Below are 18960 nucleotides of genomic sequence, written 5' to 3' on the forward strand. Positions count from 1 at the left end.
GAAGCGCCCCGCCATGACCGTTACCACGGCCGTGGCGGGTGCTCCCGCACCTGCAGCGCCGACTGGACGAGATGTCCGCCCGCGCTCCGGACCGGTCCTGGTGGCTGGCGCCGGGGTTGTCATCCTGGCTCTGTTTTCGATGATCCACCTCACGCAAGGAACGGCCGACGTCGGCCCTTTCCAGTTGCTGGGGCTGCTCACCGGAGACGCAACGGACCAGGAAACCGCAGTGTTGGTTGCCTCGCGGGTACCGCGACTGTTGGCCGGCTTGTTGGTCGGCGTGGCGTTGGGGGTGGCCGGCGCAGCTTTGCAGTCGGCCACCCGCAACGTCCTTGCTTCCCCTGACACGCTGGCTGTGAACGCCGGCGCGCATTTCGCGATCGTGGCGGTGGCTGCATTCGGCCTGACGCTTCCGGCACTCCTGTCCGGTGGCATCGCCTTCCTCGGCGGCCTCGCAGCGGCGGTGCTTGTTCTGGCGCTGTCAGGCGGTGGTGCCAATGGCAACGGAGGCCCCATCCGCTTGGTGCTCGCCGGCACGGCGTTGGCGTTGGGCCTGCATTCGGCCACCAGCGCGCTTCTTCTTTTGTTTAGCCAGGAAACAACGGGTCTGTATGCATGGGGCCAGGGAAGTCTCGCCCAGTCCAGCACCGACGAGCTGATCCAGTTCACACCCATCGTTCTCGTGGCTATCACCGCACTCTTCCTTCTCGCTCGTCGGATGGACCTGCTCGGGTTGGGTGACGACGCCTCCAGGCTGGCGGGTGCGGACCCCCGCCTGGCCCGGGTGGGCGCCGTCGTGCTTGCCGTTGTCCTGTCAGCAGCGGCGGTGACGATCGCCGGCCCGATCGGATTTGTTGGACTCTGTGCTCCTGCAATCGTTCGTCTTCTGGCGTCACGTCTTCGCGGCCTTGGCCGGCATAGGGCGCTGCTGCCCATCTCCGGCCTGGCCGGTGCAGTGGTGGTCATCGGAGCGGATGTCCTTGTCCGTGGTCTTTTCGGTGCCCAAGCCGGCGTTGAAGTCCCCACCGGCGCGGTCACTACGGTTTTCGGTGCCGTTTTCCTGGTGATCCTGGCCATGCGGATGTCCGATGCCGGGTTGAGTGTTGCAGGTGATGCCCTGGCAAGGCTTCGCACGCGCAGGTTCTTCCTCACTGTATTGATCGGGCTCATTGTCCTGCTCACTGGCTTGCTGGTGGCGGGTGCGCTACTGGGAGACGCGAAGCTCCTGCTCGGGGATCTCATGAATTGGATCACTGGACAGTCGGGAAACCGTGTCAGCGCCGTCCTTGGTACCCGTTTGCCTCGTGTCCTGGCGGCGGTCCTCGCAGGAGCGGCCCTTGCCCTCGCAGGTGCACTTATCCAAGCGGTATCCCGCAATTCCCTGGCCGAACCCGGCATTCTGGGCGTTTCCGGCGGTGGTGGCCTCGCGGCAATCATCGTCATCACCACTGTCCCGACGGCGGGCTCGTGGGTGGTCACCGGTTCCGCGCTTGGGGGAGCGGCCCTTTCTGCCCTGCTGGTCTTCGGATTGGCCTTCCGCGGCGGGCTTCAACAGAACAAGCTGGTGCTGATCGGCATCGGCATCTCCGCCGGGCTGGCGGCCGCTATCACCGTCCTTCTGGTGACGACAGACCCGTTCAACCAGACCAAGGCCCTTACCTGGCTGTCAGGCTCTACCTATGGACGCAACTTTGCCTCCGTCCTGCCACCGCTGCTGGCCTTGGTGCTTGCACTGCCTGTACTGGCGGGTATGAGGCGCGATCTCGACCTGATTGCCGTGGACGACGATTCTCCGCGCGTGCTGGGTATTGGGCTATCCGGATCCCGGGTGCTCCTTCTTACGGTGGCTGTGCTTTTAACCGCCGGTGCGGTCTCTTCGGTGGGCGTGATCGCCTTCGTGGGACTTGTGGCGCCGCACGCCGCCCGCACGCTTGTAGGCGCACGACACTCAAGGGTCCTGCCCGTTGCCGCATTGATCGGCGCGTGCACCGTGGTGCTCGCCGATGTCATGGGCCGCACGCTCATAGCGCCGGCCCAGATACCTGCCGGAATCATGACGGCGCTGGTCGGCGCCCCCTACTTTGTCTATCTGCTCTGGCGTTCACGGGTGGACCGCACTGTGTAACCTGTCCGATATGTCGTCCGCCGACGAGCGGCTTCTACACATAGGATCGACTCATGGCCGGTTCCCTGGATGTCCTTGGCCCCATCCTGGAAATGATGACGTGGGTGGGGTTTGTCCCCGGCGTGCCGCTGCTTTTGTGGGCGTGGGTCATTGCCAAGCGCCGATGCGTTTGGACCACCGCCGAGGGAGAACAGTTTGCCGCAGGCGGATTTCTGGGGGTGCGCTGGGTAGATCGGTCGAACGAGGAACAAAAGGTCCTGCTTGACATCCCTGCCCGTGACGGGAGCGTTGATTCAGGCGCTGTGCTTGTCCACTACGACCTCTGCCACCCGTCCCGATGCTCGCTGCATCCGCCGCGCCACGACAACACTGTTCTGATTCTCGGCTGGATCCTCACTGGTGTTGGGATACTGAGCACCCTCGGCGGGTTCGTCCTTCTCCTCCTCTAGCGCGAACCCCTTGAACGTCTGATTGCTCCAGGGCTAGCATTTCCGCGCACGGTCATCGCGCACCGTAAACCTAGGAGACTGCTATGAGTGAGACGACCGCAACCCTGATGGTGGACCTGATCATTTCCCTGGACGGCTATGCTTCTGCCGACGGTTGGCCTGGTTGGTGGGGATTGGAAGGTCCGGAGTACCTGGCCTGGTTGGCTGAAGAAGGAAAAAAAGACTTCACCACTCTGATGGGCGCGAAGACGTACCGGGTGATGTCCAGCATGTCGGAGGAAGCATCCGAAGACAGTTCAGGGTTCTCAGAGGAAGAGGGCGCCAGCCTGAGTGGACTGGCTGCCATGCCAAAGATTATCTTCTCTTCCACTCTGAAGGAGCCCTTGGCGTGGCCCAACTCGGAACTCATTTCGGGTGACGCTGTGGAAGCCGTCCGGGAACTCAAGCGGACCCGAACCGGCACGTTGAGCACTCTGGGCAGCTTGAGTCTTTGCCGTTCCCTGCTGACGGCCGGTCTGGTGGACAGGTATCGCTTGGTGATCTTTCCCGTAATCACCGGGAAGACCGGTAGTGAGCGAATTTATGACGGCTACCCGGATGTCGCCCTGGAATTGGTGGACAGCCGGACATTCGATGGCCGCTCGCAGCTACTGGAGTACATACCCACTGTCATCGAGGGCCCGCCACCAGCCAGGCGGGAGTGAATTCATCAGCGGGTACCCTACCTAACGTTCAGTGCTTGATCTTCACTGACGTAGTCGAAGAGTGGAGCGAGGCAATCAGCGTAATGGGTCATGGCTTCGGCGAAAGTAAGCAACTTTGGTCCATCGACGGCGTCGGCTGCCGAACCCTTCTCGACTGCCAGGTCCACGTGGCAGAGAAGTGGCTCGCGGCTGATGCCCTTGGCGGTCAAGGTGGCAATTCCCCAAGGATGGCTTGGGTCGCTCACTGAGATGCCCGCTGTATCGAAAGTGTCCCTCAGGACATAGTGGGTGACCGTTCGCCAGGACTGGATAAAGGGCTGGTGCAGTTGCTCAATCAGGTCGTCGTCGCGGCTGTTGTAGGCGTCCGAGAGAGCGGCGGAAAGAGCATCCCATTCCCGGGCATCGCGGACCATAAGATGCGCGGCCCGAAGGCGGGCAATGGTTTCATTCAACGTCATGGTAGTCCCCAAACTTCCCGTCGTTTTGCCTGGCCCGAATGGGCAGGCCTGACCGCCGTCGGCATGTCACTATCAAACAGAACGGATGAAGCCGCAGCATGATTCCCCGAATAGCGGTCCTCTTGTTTGGCGCCGGCATTCCTTGGGCGCCTAGCAAATCAGTAGCCTTACTAATAGGGTGGTTGTGGGGAAAGCCCCCGGACGCGATGAGAAGTGAGGCCCGCATGACTGAAGAGCAACCCATCAGTAAAGTCACGGACATCATCAACGATTCCAAGATCGGAATGCTGACCACCGTCAATGAAGAAGGTGCGCTGGTCAGCCGGCCGCTGGCTGTCCAGGAAGTCAAGGACGACGGCGACATGTGGTTCTTTACGGGACTGGGGACCTCACAGGTTGCCCATGTGAGACAGGATCCGCGAGTCAATGTTTCCTTCGGCAAGAACACCGAGTGGGTGTCTGTAGCCGGGACTGCCCACGTGGTCACGGACCGGCAGAAGATCCACGAGATGTGGAACCAGGTTGTAGAGGCGTGGTTCCCTGACGGTCCGGACACCCCGGAAGTTTGCCTGATCCACGTAGATTCCGACTCGGCAGAGTATTGGACGAGCCCGGGCGGAACGGCCGCAACGGTACTTCAATGGGTCAAGTCCAAGGTCACCCACTCCCGCTTCAGCGTGGGCGAAAGCGGCACAGTGGAACTATGAACCACCATGGTTGACGCCGAGCGGTTCCGGGTCCTTTTAGAGGAGGAGCGGGGTCGCAAACTCGAACTGCTCAAGGCGCTGCGAAACGACATCAGCTCGGTGAGCCTCGCCCGGCAAGACTCCAATGTGGACGACGAACACGATCCCGAGGGCAGCACCATAGCCTTCGAGCTCTCCCAAGCATCCGCCCTTATGGGCCAGAGCCGGGTTGGTTTGGAACAGATCGACGAGGCATTGGCGAGGATAGCGGCGGGCACCTACGGACGATGTGCGGTTTGCGGCGTGGCCATTCCCGAAGGCAGGCTGGAGGCCAGGCCGTGGACGCCGTTCTGCGTCAACCATGCTTCAGGAAGAAGCTGAGTCAGCTGGACATTCCCGGCGAAACCGGCACGAACTCAATGCCCTGCTGGACCTTCTTCCTGGGGCCCCGGTTGAATCCTTTGGCGTCCAGATGATTGCCGGCGCGGTAGGCTGCCAGCGCTTCGTCATAGATTTCGTTGAGCCGCCGCCCGGTGAAGACTTCCGAGGTTCCGTCGGCGAAAACCACGCTCACCGACACGCTTCCCGGGAAGTGCCTGTTCATTCGGATAAAGCCTTGCGCGTCCTGCTGCAGGGAAATCAAGAAGTCCGCCCTTTCGACGATTGATACCTACAGTCTCCCAGCAGTGGCCGAAACACGGTGACACGGCCGGCTCGGCGCAGGAACCCTGGTGATGGCCGCCCGCCGCCCTTGCCATGACAGGTCTCCGCTCGCTGAGGCGATGTATCCGTCCGAGCTGGCTGCCACGCCCCCGAACACCTTACTCATGGCAAGGATTCCGTGTCCGGGGACGTTTCAGTTGTGCTGGCCCGATCGGCTGCTGCGCCCTGCTTCCGGCTGGCCAGCAGGAACGGCAGCGCGATGAGCTCGATGAATCCTGCCATAGCCAGGGATGCCGGATAGCCGTAGAGGTCGGCTCCCCGGCCCAGGACGGGCTGGATGACTACTCCGCCGCTGGAACCCATCAGCGAATCGAAGCTCAGGACCGTGGCGCGCTGCTTCGAAGGGATCATGTCGTTGACATAGGCCTGCCGGACGGGTGTGGCGGCAGAACCGACCACCGCCCAGAGTGCGAGCAATATCAACGCCACCCAGAAGATACGGGTGAATCCGAGGACCAGTAGGATGACGCCACCCACCGCCGCTCCAACGATGAGCACGGAGGTCCGCTTGTGGAACAGCCGCCGGGCGTGCGGCGCGAGCCAGCCCCCCAGGATCTGCGAACCCGCAACGATCGCGGCGGCCAAGCCCGCGATCGAGTAGGCCCTGGGATCGCCAAAGAGGTCAAGCAGGTACGGCTGCAGTGCGTAGAAGACGTAAATCCCGACGCCGGCGCTGAAGGGGGCGGCCAGCATGACGTACCGCACTGGCGGGTTTTTCAAGCCGTTCTCGATCGACGCGGACAGCACGGCCTTGGTCGCGCGGAGGGGATGTGTCGAACGCTCAGGCGTGAAGCCGACGTCGTGCATGAGTCCAAAGGCCACAGCAAACATGGCCAGCAGAACCAGCACCCGAAGGAGGAAGGGCACGCCAAGATTGGTGGCCTGGGCAATCACCCCTCCTGCTACTGAGCCCACGAGCATCGCAACACCCTGCACCATCTGGCCTCGGCCAAGCACAGATTCCAGCCCGCCTTCGTAGCCCGAGAAACGCAGGGCATCCACGAGCCATGCTTCAACAGCACCGGAGAAGAACGTAAAGCCGAGGCCCAGGAGAACCGAGACCACAGCCCACATCCAGAACGGCGCGGAGATCTGCCACATCACGAAGTACAGATAAGTGGACACGGCCAGCGTCACCGTTCCCAGCAGGAATGACGCCCGCCGGCCCCATCCGTCGGCGATCACTCCCGTAGGGACCTCAAACAGCACCATGCCCACGGTGAAGAAGGCGTTGGCGGCAAACGCCTCCAGGTTACTTAAACCGGCATCCAGCAGGAACAGGGTATTGATTCCCCAGATGAAGGAGGCCGCAACGGTATTGCCCAGCGTCAATGTCAGATAAACGCGTTGGATCTTTCGGGCGGCGTCATTCATGGTGTCGCCGCCCTCGCCGGTGCGAGGAGGGGCCACCAGCTAATTCTCGTCCCGTTGCCCGTTATCCACCAGAGCCCGGAGGATGGCGACCTACGGCTCATGAGCCGTGGTACGTCCTGGGGGTACCGTCCAGCGTTCTATGCCTGGTTGCTCACCAGGCCCGGCTTCTTCGCCGTGACTTCAGTACGTCCCGCTGACAGCAGCGGCGCAAAGAAGTCGCCGAGTTCAGCCGTCGCTGTCAGCGGCAGCACAGTGGCGACGTATTGGTCCGGGCGGACCACTACAACCACGCCATCGCGACTGAGGCCGCGGAGCTCGAAGATGTCGTTGTTGGGGTCTGCTCCGAAGACCTTCTCAAGGTAGGTGAGCTTGAACGGCCCAACGGTTGGTTTGAACGCCGCCGGTACCGCATTGATATCAATGTTCGTGTGGTCCTGCTGGTAGATCACCTTCACGTCGAACCAGGCATCGCGGTCAGCGTCCGACGGCGTCGCGGCCAGCGGCGAGTCCGGCGAGTTCGCGATCCACTCGGCGAAGTCCGCCACAGGTCCCTGGGATCCAGCCTGCGCCGCGTCAGCGAAGACATAGATGCGCCAGCGGCCGTCCGCTTTGGCGTGGTGGCCGAGGTGCATGGGGTTGGTGTCGCAGACCCGCTGGACCGGGGCGGACTTGAAGCGCTTGCCCACAGGGAAGCCGGTGGCGAGGTCCTGGTGCTGCGCTTCGGCGATGACCAGGGATGGGGTGTATTGGGTCATGAAGCCGGCGGGGAACTCGGCAGTGCTGGTGTAGAAAGTCTCCAGTTCTGCGGGGTCTTCGAACTCTTCGGGCTTCTTGGCCATCAGCGTGGACCACTGCTTGTCGAAGTCGATGAGGTTCTTCGCCACTACCTGCCGTTCGGCCGAGTAGGTGTCCAGCAGGGACTCAGGGCTGCGGCCCTCGAGGACGTGGCCGAGTTTCCAGCCGATGTTGAAGCCGTCCTGCATGGAGACGTTCATTCCCTGCCCGGCTTTGGCGCTGTGGGTGTGGCAGGCGTCGCCGGTGATGAAAACCCGCGGGGTGCGCTTGCCGCGCTCCTCCGGCAGAACGTCGTCGAACCTGTCCGTGAGCCGGTGGCCTACCTCGTACACGCTGTGCCAGGCCACGTTGCGCACGTCCAGCGTGTAGGGGTGAAGGATGTCGTTGGCTTTCTGGATGATCTGTTCGATGGTGGTTTTGCGCACGGCGCCTTTGTCATTGGGGTTAACCTCGCCCAGGTCCACGTACATGCGGAACAGGTGGCCGCCTTCGCGGGGGATCAGCAGGATACTGCCACCGGCGCCGGACTGGATGGCGCACTTGGTGCGGATGTCAGGGAAGTCGGTGACGGCAAGGACGTCCATGACGCCCCAAGCGTGGTTGGCTTGGTCGCCGGCGAGGTGACATCCGATGGACTCACGGACCTTGCTGCGCGCTCCGTCTGCGCCCACCACATATTTGGCACGGATAACCCGTTCCCGGCCTTCGTTGGGCCCGGATGTGTGGCCAAGGGTCACCTCCACCGGGTAGTCGCCCTCGCCTGTGACGTTGAGGCTGTGGAACTCGTAGCCGTAGTCCGGTGTCATGCGTGTGGGGGAGTTGGCCATGAATTCTGCGAAGTAGTCCAGGACCCGGGCCTGATTAACGATCAGGTGTGGGAACTCACTGATCCCAGCGGGATCATCCACGGCGCGTGCGGCCCGGACGATTCGCGAATGATCGGCCGGATCCGGCTTCCAAAACGCCATCTCGGTAATCCGGTACGCCTCGGCCGTGATGCGCTCCGCAAATCCAAAGGCTTGGAAAGTCTCGACGCTGCGGGCCTGGATGCCATCGGCCTGGCCTATGGCCAAACGCCCGGGGCGGCGCTCAATGATGCGTGTGGTGACGTCCGGGAACTGGGAAAGCTGTGCCGCGGTCAACATACCCGCGGGGCCAGTGCCCACGATGAGGACATCCACTTCGTCGGGAAGCTCGGCCGGGCGGTTGATTCCGACGCCAGCGGCCGGTTCGACTCGGGGGTCACCGGATACGTAACCGTGGTGGTGGAACTGCACGGGCTTTCCTCACTTCTTTGTGGGCTATTTTATAAGTTGTTCGATAATAGAACACAGTGTTCAATTATCGCTCATGCAATCGTAATGCAGCTCACAGTGGTGTTCAAGTCCCTGAAGAGTCTTATGACGGAACCTTGTGTAGCCTCCGGCGGATTGAACCAAGGGCATGTCAGGATCAGGTATGCCGAGACTTATGCTTTTGGACACTGCCTCCTTGTATTTCCGCGCCTTCTACGGTGTGCCCGATTCCATTCGTCGGGCCGACGGAACGCCTGTGAACGCGGTGCGGGGACTGATGGATATGATCGCCCGCCTCACCACCGACTACGACGCGACGCATTTGGTGGCCTGCTGGGACAACGATTGGCGCCCGCAATGGCGTGTTGACCTGATTCCCAGCTATAAGTCGCACAGGGTCGCAGAGATCGTTCCGAATGGCCCGGACGTAGAGGTTGTCCCGGACCCACTTGAGGCGCAGATTCCCATGATCCGCCGAGTGTTGGACCTCGCCGGGATCGCTGTGGTGGGAGTTGACGAGCATGAGGCTGATGACGTCATCGGGACCTATGCGAGCCAAGCGACCTTTCCCACGGACGTGGTAACTGGTGACCGCGACCTCTTCCAGCTCGTGGATGACGACCGTGGGATCCGCGTCATTTACACGGCCCGCGGCATGAAGAACCTGGAAGTCCTCACCGACGTCGTTGTGGTGGGCAAGTACCGTGTCCTTCCCCAGCAATACGCCGACTACGCAACACTCCGGGGCGATGCCTCCGACGGGCTGCCCGGAGTCGCCGGCATCGGCGAAAAGACTGCGGCATCGTTGCTTGGCACCTACGGTTCATTGGGAGGGCTTCTTGAGGCGGCGGAAGCCCCCGACGGCGGGTTGTCGGCCTCCGTCCGGGCCAAGCTGTCGGCGGCGGCTGACTATCTCAAGGTGGCGCCCGCCGTCGTGAATGTCGTGCGCGACTTGAAGGTGCCGACGCTGGAAGAAGCAGGCGCTGAACTGCGCCCCGTCACAGGAGAGGCTCGCACTGAACTTGAGCAACTGGCCCATGACTGGAATCTGGGTGGATCGGTTAAGAGGTTGCTGGACGCGCTGGACCGCGGCCGCTGAGGACGCGCATCTCAGAAACCGGTTCACTTTCACAGCCCAATGACAGGTTCGAAACAGCGAGGGCTGGGGTGGGTCTCTCATCGTGTTAAGAGGACGGAAACACCGACCGTCCCTCACACACCAGCCGTACTAACGGCTCATTGAGGAGAGGCATATGTCGAAAATCAAGAGAATCACCTTGAGCATGGCAGCCGGAGCTCTGGCACTAGGCGCAGGACTTGGTGCAACCAGCATCGCGACGGCGGCCACCACACCGTCGCCGAGCGCTACGTCGACCCCTGGCTCCACGTCGTCCGGGGATGCAATTACCCCGTCAGATCGTGGCGGAAAGCCTGGCGGACACGGACACGAACGGGGACAAATAGCAGCTGAATTGGCCACCAAGCTCGGTGTCGACGAGGCCAAGGTCACCGAAGCCTTGAAGGCGTTCCGTGAGGCAAACAAACCCTCTACGCCGCCCGCCGAAGGAACGAAGCCGGACCGTACGGCGCAGGACGCTGCTCTGGCAAAGTCGCTCGCGGAAGCCTTGGGCGTCGACGAAGCCAAGGTCACCGCTGCGCTGGAAGAAATCCGAGCCGCGGGCCAAGCGGAACGTTCCGCCGCCCTGAAGGCCAAGCTGGACAAGGCCGTCACGGATGGCAAGCTCACACAAGCCGAAGCTGATGCCGTGACCAAAGCTGTTGAAGCCGGGGTCATCGGAGGAGGCGGGCGCTAAGACCACTGCGCGAAAGCCGTCCGCATAGGGATCCCCCGGACGTATCCGGGGGATCCTTATGCGGCGCCCCGGGAAGCCCTTATCGCGGCCGGAACTGGTCCATGACCGGGCACTCGAAAGGTTCACCCGCGAAGAGTCCGACGTCATCCAAGTACTTCACAACCGCAATGTAAGACGCCACCAAACTGGTTTCGGTATAAGGAATGCCCAGTTCGCCGCAGCACTCCTTCACGATGCCGGAGGCGCGGTGCAGGTAGGGGCGAGGCATGTCCGGGAAGAGATGGTGTTCAATCTGCCGGTTTAGCCCGCCCATCAGCGTGTCCATGAACCGGCCGCCGGAGATGTTTCGGGCAGTGAGCACCTGACGGTTGAGGAAGTCTGTTCTGGATGAGCTGGGCAGTACCGGCATGCCCTTGTGGTTAGGAGCAAAAGACGCACCCATATAGAAACCGAAAACGCCCAGCTGCACTCCGAGGAAAGCGAACGCCATACCTAACGGCAGGAATGAGAAAACCAGGAACGGAACCACGAGGAGTCGAAGCATGATGACAGGGATCTCCACCCAGCGGTGATCCACTTGTCTCTGGTGCAGCAGATACTTCAGGGAATCAATGTGCAGGCTGATACCCAGGAAGAACAATAAGGGAAACAACAACCAGCCTTGCTTCCTTGTGACATGAACCATCACGCCCCGGCGCGAGCTTGCCGCTTCAGGGTGAAACGCGATTGCGCCGGTATGGATGTCAGGGTCCTTGTCGATGACATTGGGAAAGTTGTGGTGGCGGGTGTGCTTCTGCGCCCACATTGAATAGCTGATACCCACCAGTCCCGTACCAACGAGCCGCGCGGACCACTCATTCATGCCCTTGGACTTGAACACCTGCCGATGCGCGGCTTCATGGGCCAGGAAGGCGAACTGGGTGAGGACCACGCCCATTCCCGCCGCTATAAGTAGCTGGAACCACGTGTCCCGCAGTAAAAGGAACCCGCCCCAAGTCCCCGCCCAGGCCACCATCAGGATCACAAAGACCGTGATGTAAAACCCTCTGCGGCGCTTCAGCAATCCGGCATTGCGCACGGACTTCAGCAGTGTGGAGTAAGTATGCACCGTCCGGGCGGCACCCCGGTCCGGGTGAATTCCATCGGACGAACGTTCCGGTGCCATGATGCCTCGAACCACTTACCGGCGGACTCAACAGAATCGTTTCCCACCGTCCCTTCAGAGTACGCCGGGGGCGCAATAAAGAGCCAGGAATTTGTTTTCGACGAGATTGCTGAACTGGCAGGCAAGCCGAACTGACGGGTCACCCTCCGAGCGACGATGCTCGTGGGCTGACCGCTCGTGGATGTGGGCTCAGCTGAGGCATCCGCACGACGACTGCGCACCTTTATGTTCTCTGGGGTGTGTGGTGGTGGTTGCGTCGGGGTGTTTGTTGGGGGTCGAGGTGGGGTGGGGGGATGAACCAGGGGACACCGGTTGTGATGTCGATGCGCCATTGTTCTTTGTGGATGAGGTGGTGGTGGTGGCTGCAGAGGAGGGTGCCGTTGTTGGTTGATGTGGTGCCGCCGTTTGACCAGTAGGTGGTGTGGTGGGCTTCGCACCAGGGTGCGGGGATGGTGCAGTCGGGGAAGGCGCAGCCGCCGTCGCGGGCGGTGATGGCTTTGCGGATGTGGGGTGGGAAGATCCGGGTGGTGCGGCCGATGTCCAGGACGCGGGAGTCGGTTCCGAGGAGGACGGGGATGATGTCGGCGTCGCAGGCGATTTTGCGGATGGTGTTCGGGTGGATCGGGCCGGTGAAGGTTGCGGTGCCGGTGCTGAGCCGGTTTGGGGCCGGTCCGGTGTTGTGGTGTTTGGTGTGGTTGTTGAGTTGTTTGAAGAGGTCGCGTTCGTCGATGGTGACGGTGAGTTGGGGGCGGAGTCCGCCGTTGGAGGGCAGTTTCCCGGTGGTCATCGCGAGGGCGCAGGCGCCGACGAGGCCGTTGAGGAGTTTCTGGGCCCGGCTGCGGCGGTCCAGGTCAGGGCCGGGGATATTCTCGTCACGGTTGCTGCCGCTGCTGGCTCCGGCGGCGCCTGTGTTGGACTCCGGTTTTGTGCCTTCCTCCGGGCTGTTGCCGGTGCTGGGGTCGGTTGCGATGCCGGGCTCGTGGTTGCCGGTGAGCCTGGGGTTGGTGGCGGTGTTCATGGCGGTGGTGAGGGTTTCGTATTGTTCGGCGGTGGCGAAGATTTCGATGTGGTGGAGTCCGTGGCGGCGTCGGCGGCGCAGGAACGCGCCTTGGAGTTGGCGGAGAACTTCTTCGGAGGGTTCGGTGCCGTCCTGGTCGATCATGTCGGTCCAGCGTTTGGTCATTTTGGTGACGAAGTCCGGGTCGGATTCGACTGCGGTGGCGGTCAGGGCGTGTTCCATCCGGGTGATGGTGTCCTCATCGGTGAGTTGCCGGACTTGGTCCAGGGCGGTGCTGATGATGCTCGCGGACCGGGACGGCAGGTCCCCGGAGGCCAGGGCGTCGGCCAGCACTTCGCGCCGGGCGGGGATCTGTTGCCCGGCTATTCCCGTCTGGGGGAGGACCTCGGGGGCGAGGGCGAGCCTGCGCCGGGCCTCGCCGATGCTGATCCGCAACCGGGCCCGAAGGAACTCCGCGGCGTTCCGGTAGCCATCATCCACGAAACCAGCATTGGCTGCGGCGGCCCCGGTTACTGGCCCCGGACCGGTCACTGGCCCTGGACCGGTCACAGTGCTTGCGCCGCTCACGGAAGCACTTGCGCTTGCGGAGCGCGCCTCAGCGGTGCAGGCTGATGCCACACCGGATCCTGGCCCCACACCGGATTCTGGCCTCACACCGGATCCTGGCCCCGGTTCAGTCCACCCGGTCCGCCACTCCGGCACTGACCCCGAAGATCCCGAAGATCCCGACGACCCCGAAGATCCTGAAGATCCCGACGACCCCTGCGGCGCTTGCCGTGCTTCCTTCCGGGTCCGTTCCACCGCCTGCGCCGCGACGACCTGCAAGTACTCCAAGGACCGCGAGATCTCCTCGACCCTGCCCGCAAAATCAGCAGCCTCAACAAAACCAAACAACCGCGCCTCACCGGCCGCGGATTCGCGAAGGGATCTCAAGGTTTCGCCCACATGTGCAAGCGGCCCGCCTACTTCACCGGCTGTGCTGAACTCCGGTAAGCCGCTCAATGACTCAAATCCGGGAAGCAGCCCAGCGCTTGGAGAGTCACCCGCGAGTGTGTCGGCCGCCGTCGCATCCCCTGAAGTGGCCGTCCGGACTGGGACACCCGTGGACCTCAGGGACCGCTGACGCAGCAGGGCATCGGCACGGGGCGAACGCGCCCGCCTCGCCAACATCTGCCCGATTGCTCCCATAAACCAACCCTGTCACGGGCCTCTGACATTATTAGCCCCTCCTCACGATGACCCTCGCATCCTGGGGCAAGGAAGCCGGCAGTCCGGCTGTAGTCAACGGAAATGCTGGCAGCGGATGCCTACAGCGTCGGCAGCAAAGATGCAGCTTCAGGTCGATGCACTCCGCGGGGTGTGGCATCCCGGTGCTTCGGCACTGCCCGAAACCTCAGGAAGCGACTCATGGCGTGGTTCGGTTGAATAGGATTGACGTGTTGTTTGCGCCCCTCCCACCCCGGTCAAACCTTTATCAGCACACGATCAACTCCGGATGATACCCATGGTGCCTCTTGACGTTGATGACTCAGTCACTTGTTGTGGATGGTCCGGAGGTTCCCGGAATCTTCAGGAATTGTGAGGGTGGTTGCGGCCCAGCTTGCCAGCAGCTGCAGGGCATCCGCCGTACCGGTGCCGGGTTCCGCGTTGTAGACCGTCAAGGTCAAACCGGCGTCGGCCGAAAGCTCAAGGGCTTCGTACAAAAGGTGCAGATCGCCAACCATCCGATGCCGGAAGTGCTTTTTCCCGGTGTAATGCTGGCGCACGTTATGGGATGCCCAACGAACCCGGAATTCCTCGCTGCGCGTGGACAGCTCACCCACAAGATCGCTAAGGCCCCGGTCGTAAGGATCGCGGCCCGCCTCGGTCCGCATAATGGCTACCGTGTCGTTTGCTGCCCGTTCCCAATCCGTATAGAAATCCCGGCTGCGCGGATCGAGGAAAAGGAAGCGGGCATGGTTGGGTGGCCCGGCCGGACTATCGTAAATATCTGAGTACAAAGCACGGCCCAGGGCGTTTGTTGCGAGCAGATCCAACCGACCGTTGCGGATGAAAGCGGGCGAGCCGCTGATGGCATCCAGCGTGAGCTGAACGCCTGGCCGGATGGCTTGCTTCCGCACCGGCCGGCGTCGTGACCTGCCGCCGTCACTCGCTGCGCGGGCGAGGTCGTACAGGTGTGCACGTTCGGCGTCGTCGAGTTGCAGGGCGTTCGCCAAGGATTCCAGGACGCTTTCCGAGACACCCGCGAGATTTCCCCGCTCCAGCCGGGTGTAGTACTCCACACTGACTCCGGCCAGCATGGCCACTTCGCCGCGGCGGAGGCCCGGTACACGGCGATTGCCGCCATAGGCGGCCAGTCCCGCTTGCTCGGGCGTGATCTTAGCCCGTCGAGTAGAGAGGAAATCGCGCGTCTCTGTCCGGTTGTCCATACTTCAACGGTAGGACCTTTGGCCCGCTAAGGGAGTCCCTGTCATTACCCCTTACAGCAGTAACTCCTTCCATTCAGGGAAAGAAGGTTAGATGGAAACATCCAACAACGTTCACTACGCAGGAGAAACATGCCTACCGCTAACGCTTACGCTGCCCCCTCGGCCACGGGCGACCTGACCCTGACCACCATCGAACGTCGCGACGTCGGTCCGAACGACGTCCACATTGACATCAAGTTCGCAGGCATCTGCCACTCGGACATCCATACTGTTCGCGGTGACTGGGGCCCGCAGCAGTACCCCTTGGCACCTGGCCATGAAATCGCCGGAATCGTCACTGAGGTTGGCTCGGAGGTCACCAAGCACAAGGTGGGCGACCGTGTAGGCGTCGGCTGCATGGTGAACTCCTGCAAGGAGTGCAAGAACTGCCTTGCAGGCGAGGAACAGTACTGCCTTCAGGGAAACGTGGGCACCTACGGCGCCGTTGACCGCGACGGCACCATCACGCAGGGCGGCTACTCCAGCAACGTAGTGGTGAATGAGGACTTCGTCGTCACCATCCCGGAGGGTTTGGACCTCGACGTCGCCGCACCGCTGCTGTGCGCCGGGATCACCACCTACTCGCCCTTGCACCACTGGGGCGCCGGTCCCGGTAAGAAGGTTGCCGTGGTCGGCCTTGGCGGACTCGGCCACATGGCTGTCAAGATTGCCGACGCCATGGGCGCCGAGGTAACAGTGCTCTCGCAGTCGCTGAAGAAGATGGAAGACGGGCTCAACTTGGGCGCGGACCACTATTACGCCACCAGCGATCCCGCCACGTTCGAACAGCTCGCTGGCACCTTCGACCTCATCATCAACACAGTCAGCGCTTCCATCGACATCAGCGCCTACTTGCAGCTGCTCACGCTCGATGGCACGTTGGTCAACGTTGGCGCGCCCGCCGAGCCGCTGCCGGTCAACGTGTTCTCTCTGATTACGGGGCGTCGTCGCTTCGCCGGTTCCGCGATTGGCGGTATTCGCGAGACTCAGGAAATGCTGAACTTCTGCGCTGAGCACGGCCTCGGCGCCGAGATCGAGGTCATTCCGGCCAGCAAGATCAACGATGCTTACGAACGCGTTCTTGCCTCCGATGTCCGCTACCGCTTTGTCATCGACGCCTCCACCATCGGCTAGACACGCAGCACTCCAACAGCGGCAGAATGAGAAAGGCCACGCCCCGTTGAGGGCGTGGCCTTTTCACTGCCATGCAACAGGGACAATGGTTTGGTGACTTTCAGACTGGACACCATCGGTGCGGGACTGGTCTTTGCGGAATCCCTGGCCACGCTTGCTTTGGGTTTAAAAGACCAGGGCGATGGCGGCACTGTAGTCGGCGGAACGGCAGTTGTGCAGGCGCCGCCAGGCACAGGCAAGACCACGCTTGTTCCACCGCTGCTCGCTAATCTCCTGTCCGAACAGAAGCAGGGTCAGCCACGCGTCGTCGTCACCCAACCCCGGCGTGTAGCCGCCCGCTCAGCTGCACGCCGCCTTGCCACGCTGGACGGAAGCAGCCTGGGCGGCAGGGTGGGCTATACCGTCCGCGGTGAGAGCAAAGCCAGCCAGGACACAGTGGTCGAATTCGTCACGCCAGGCATTCTCCTTCGGCGTCTCCTGGCTGACCCCGGCCTAGAGGACGTCCATGCAGTGGTCCTGGATGAGGTCCACGAGCGCGGACTTGAAACGGATCTCCTGGTCGGCATGCTCGCGGAGGTTCGTGAGTTGCGCGGTGACCTCACGCTGGTGGCCATGTCGGCAACCCTCGATGCCCCGCGTTTCGCGCAGCTTCTTGGGACAGGGCTCGACGGCGGTGGGCCGGCTCCCGTTGTCGACTGTCCTTCCGCGCTGTACCCGCTGGAGATCCAGTGGGCTCCGGCCCGGGAGCATCGACTGGATACGCAAGGCGTATCCCGAAGTTTCCTCGATCATGTGGCACACACGGCGGCGACTTCCCACGCAGCGGCCCTGAGCCGGAACCCCGAGGTGGACGCACTGGTTTTCCTCCCGGGAGCCCGGGAAGTTTCCGACGTCGCCACTCGTCTTCGCGGGCAGCTGCCACAAGGTGTGGAGGTGCTCGAGCTGCACGGCCAGATCGGTCCGCAAGCGCAGGACCGCGCGGTATCCGGCCGTGAACCCGGCGAGCCGCCCCGGATCATTGTGTCTACGTCGTTGGCTGAATCGTCCCTCACTGTCCCCGGCGTACGGTTGGTCATCGATTCCGGCCTCTCGAGGGAACCACGCCGGGACGCTGGCCGCGGAATGTCCGGCCTCGTGACCGTTTCCTGTTCGCGCGCGTCCGCAGATCAACGCGCCGGTCGCGCAGCGAGACAAGGACCGGGCACGGTGGTTCGCTGCTACGACCAGCAAGCCTATGCTGCAGCTCCAGCACATCAGACTCCGGAAATCGCCGTTGCAGACCTCACCAGCGCTGCCTTGGTCCTTGCCTGCTGGGGCGCACCCGGCGGTTCCGGTTTGCAGTTGCCGGACGCACCGCCAGCTGCGGCCATGAACGATGCCGTGGAGGTACTCCGGGAACTGGGTGCTGTCACACGCGACGGAACAGCCACCGCCGCGGGCAAGACCCTGGCGCGCATCCCGGCCGACCCCCGGCTTGCCCGCGCCTTGCTGGACGGATCGGCCGTTGTGGGCCAACGCGCAGCGGCTGAAACAGTGGCACTCGTCGCCGGCGATCAAAGAGCGCCCGGCGCCGACCTTACGAAGCTGCTTACTGCGTTGCGTTCGGGAGCAGACCCGGGAGCCCGACGTTACAAGGAAGACGTCAGGCGGATGGAGTCACTGATACAGAAGGAGACACGGGTACGGCAGGAGGTTGCCGCCGTCGTGGCTCCCAAGCCGCTTGCCGATGTCACAGCGAGGGAAGCGCCCGGCTTTGTGGTGGCGCTGGCTTTCCCGGACCGCGTGGCCAGGCGTGTACCCGGACATGGATCCACCACGTACTTACTCTCGTCAGGGACGCGAGCCGGGCTCCCCGCTGGCAGTTCACTGTCCGGGCAGGACTGGCTTGCAGTTGCCGAGGTGTCCCGCGCCCAGGGGCGTGATGCCGCCGGTACGGGCGCGGTCATCCGTTCTGCCGCGCCCTTGTCGCTTGACTTGGCGGAAGCTGCCGCGCCGGATCTCCTCACGGAGACAGTGCAGGCGAAGTTTGACCAAGGCCGGGTAATGGCCAGGCTCGAGCGTCGTATGGGCGCGATCGTGTTGTCCTCGACGCCCATCCGTCCCAGCGCCGAGTCCGGGCGTCGCGCCGTGTCCGAGGCGCTGGAGAAGGCAGGTTTGTCCATGATCGGCTGGTCCACCGCAGCTGATGGCCTGCGGCGGCGCCTTGCGTTGCTGCACCGCGAGCTCGGAAGTCCCTGGCCCGACGTACGCGAAGCCGCCCTGCTGTCCACGCTGGAGGACTGGCTGGGCCCGGAGCTGGAAGCTATTGCCGCCGGGGCCTCGGTGAGTTCCATCAACCTCGCTGACCCTTTGAGGCGCCTGCTGCCTTGGCCGGAGGCTGCCCGGCTCGAAGACCTCGTGCCGGAGCGCCTGGCAGTGCCGAGTGGTTCGCGTGTCCGGATCGACTACCCCGAAGTTTCGGACAGCAGCGGTAGTGGTCACGACGACGGCCGCCCGGTTGTGGCGGTCAAGCTTCAGGAATGCTTCGGTTGGGACCGCACGCCTCGGCTCGTGGAGGGTAGGGTCCCCGTGCTGTTTCACTTGTTATCCCCAGCAGGAAGGCCGCTGGCCGTCACGGACGATCTCGCCTCTTTTTGGTCCGGTCCCTACTCCCAGGTTCGGGCCGAGATGCGTGGGCGTTACCCCAGGCATCCCTGGCCCGAAGACCCGTGGACAGCACCTGCCACGGCCAGGACGAAGAACAGGATGTAGC

At 62.9% G+C, this 18960-nt stretch carries 16 protein-coding genes; 9 read left to right on the forward strand and 7 right to left on the reverse strand.

Annotation, left to right across the window (positions count from 1 at the left end; all coding sequences use genetic code 11):
• The 3 genes from A477_RS0114380 to A477_RS0114390 form a co-directional block, all read left to right on the forward strand.
• Nucleotides 1–2125, forward strand: a 2125-nt coding sequence (locus A477_RS0114380; RefSeq protein ID WP_017199663.1) for an iron ABC transporter permease, incomplete at its 5' end; no start/stop codon positions are given.
• A gap of 53 nt (nt 2126–2178) precedes the next feature.
• The gene (locus A477_RS0114385; protein ID WP_017199664.1) at nt 2179–2574 is read left to right on the forward strand and encodes a hypothetical protein; all 396 of its coding nucleotides are present in this window, start codon (nt 2179–2181) and stop codon (nt 2572–2574) included.
• A gap of 83 nt (nt 2575–2657) precedes the next feature.
• The gene (locus A477_RS0114390) at nt 2658–3278 is read left to right on the forward strand and encodes a dihydrofolate reductase family protein (protein ID WP_017199665.1); all 621 of its coding nucleotides are present in this window, start codon (nt 2658–2660) and stop codon (nt 3276–3278) included.
• Between the two features lie 17 nt (nt 3279–3295).
• Here the strand turns inward: A477_RS0114390 and A477_RS0114395 are convergent, their stop codons facing one another.
• Nucleotides 3296–3736 carry a hypothetical protein gene (locus A477_RS0114395; RefSeq protein WP_017199666.1) on the reverse strand — a complete coding sequence of 147 codons (441 nt, stop codon included), beginning with the start codon at nt 3734–3736 and terminating at the stop codon, nt 3296–3298.
• 224 nt (nt 3737–3960) lie between these two features.
• On the opposite strand from A477_RS0114395, the gene A477_RS0114400 reads away from it, so the two are divergent.
• Both A477_RS0114400 and A477_RS0114405 read left to right on the forward strand, forming a co-directional pair.
• Nucleotides 3961–4443, forward strand: a complete 483-nt coding sequence (locus tag A477_RS0114400; protein WP_017199667.1) for a pyridoxamine 5'-phosphate oxidase family protein — start codon at nt 3961–3963, stop codon at nt 4441–4443.
• Nucleotides 4444–4449: 6 nt separating this feature from the next.
• Entirely contained in the window at nt 4450–4803 is a 354-nt protein-coding gene (locus A477_RS0114405) for a TraR/DksA family transcriptional regulator (protein WP_017199668.1), read from the forward strand.
• 1 nt (nt 4804) lies between these two features.
• On the opposite strand, the gene A477_RS0114410 is transcribed toward A477_RS0114405, so the two are convergent.
• The 3 genes from A477_RS0114410 to A477_RS0114420 all read right to left on the reverse strand — a co-directional run bounded on the left by A477_RS0114410 (nt 4805) and on the right by A477_RS0114420 (nt 8591).
• Nucleotides 4805–5065, reverse strand: a complete 261-nt coding sequence (locus A477_RS0114410) for a hypothetical protein (protein WP_017199669.1) — start codon at nt 5063–5065, stop codon at nt 4805–4807.
• A 182-nt stretch (nt 5066–5247) separates the two neighbouring features.
• Nucleotides 5248–6519 (reverse strand): MFS transporter, encoded by a 1272-nt coding sequence (locus A477_RS0114415; RefSeq protein ID WP_192812013.1) that lies wholly within the window; start codon nt 6517–6519, stop codon nt 5248–5250.
• Between the two features lie 137 nt (nt 6520–6656).
• Nucleotides 6657–8591 (reverse strand): FAD-binding monooxygenase, encoded by a 1935-nt coding sequence (locus A477_RS0114420; RefSeq protein ID WP_017199671.1) that lies wholly within the window; start codon nt 8589–8591, stop codon nt 6657–6659.
• 166 nt (nt 8592–8757) lie between these two features.
• Between A477_RS0114420 and A477_RS0114425 the strand changes: the two genes are divergently transcribed.
• Nucleotides 8758–9708, forward strand: a complete 951-nt coding sequence (locus A477_RS0114425; RefSeq protein WP_017199672.1) for a 5'-3' exonuclease H3TH domain-containing protein — start codon at nt 8758–8760, stop codon at nt 9706–9708.
• 154 nt (nt 9709–9862) lie between these two features.
• A complete protein-coding gene (locus A477_RS0114430; protein ID WP_017199673.1) occupies nt 9863–10423 on the forward strand; it encodes a Clp protease N-terminal domain-containing protein in 561 nt (186 codons plus the stop codon).
• Between the two features lie 79 nt (nt 10424–10502).
• Here the strand turns inward: A477_RS0114430 and A477_RS0114435 are convergent, their stop codons facing one another.
• From A477_RS0114435 to A477_RS0114450, 3 genes are all read right to left on the reverse strand, one after another.
• Nucleotides 10503–11588, reverse strand: coding sequence for a fatty acid desaturase family protein (locus A477_RS0114435; RefSeq protein ID WP_026005641.1), 1086 nt, complete (start codon nt 11586–11588; stop codon nt 10503–10505).
• A gap of 223 nt (nt 11589–11811) precedes the next feature.
• Nucleotides 11812–13794, reverse strand: a complete 1983-nt coding sequence (locus tag A477_RS0114440; protein ID WP_026005642.1) for an HNH endonuclease signature motif containing protein — start codon at nt 13792–13794, stop codon at nt 11812–11814.
• Nucleotides 13795–14138: 344 nt separating this feature from the next.
• Entirely contained in the window at nt 14139–15035 is an 897-nt protein-coding gene (locus tag A477_RS0114450) for a helix-turn-helix transcriptional regulator (RefSeq protein ID WP_017199678.1), read from the reverse strand.
• A 129-nt stretch (nt 15036–15164) separates the two neighbouring features.
• On the opposite strand from A477_RS0114450, the gene A477_RS0114455 reads away from it, so the two are divergent.
• On the forward strand, nt 15165–16208 hold the full coding sequence (locus A477_RS0114455) for an NAD(P)-dependent alcohol dehydrogenase (protein WP_017199679.1): 1044 nt from the start codon (nt 15165–15167) through the stop codon (nt 16206–16208).
• Nucleotides 16209–16301: 93 nt separating this feature from the next.
• Entirely contained in the window at nt 16302–18959 is a 2658-nt protein-coding gene (gene hrpB, locus A477_RS0114460) for an ATP-dependent helicase HrpB (RefSeq protein WP_049941414.1), read from the forward strand.
• The last annotated feature ends 1 nt before the right edge of the window (nt 18960 follow it).

Origin of the sequence: Arthrobacter sp. M2012083, assembly GCF_000281065.1 — a bacterium.
GTDB lineage: Bacteria > Actinomycetota > Actinomycetes > Actinomycetales > Micrococcaceae > Arthrobacter.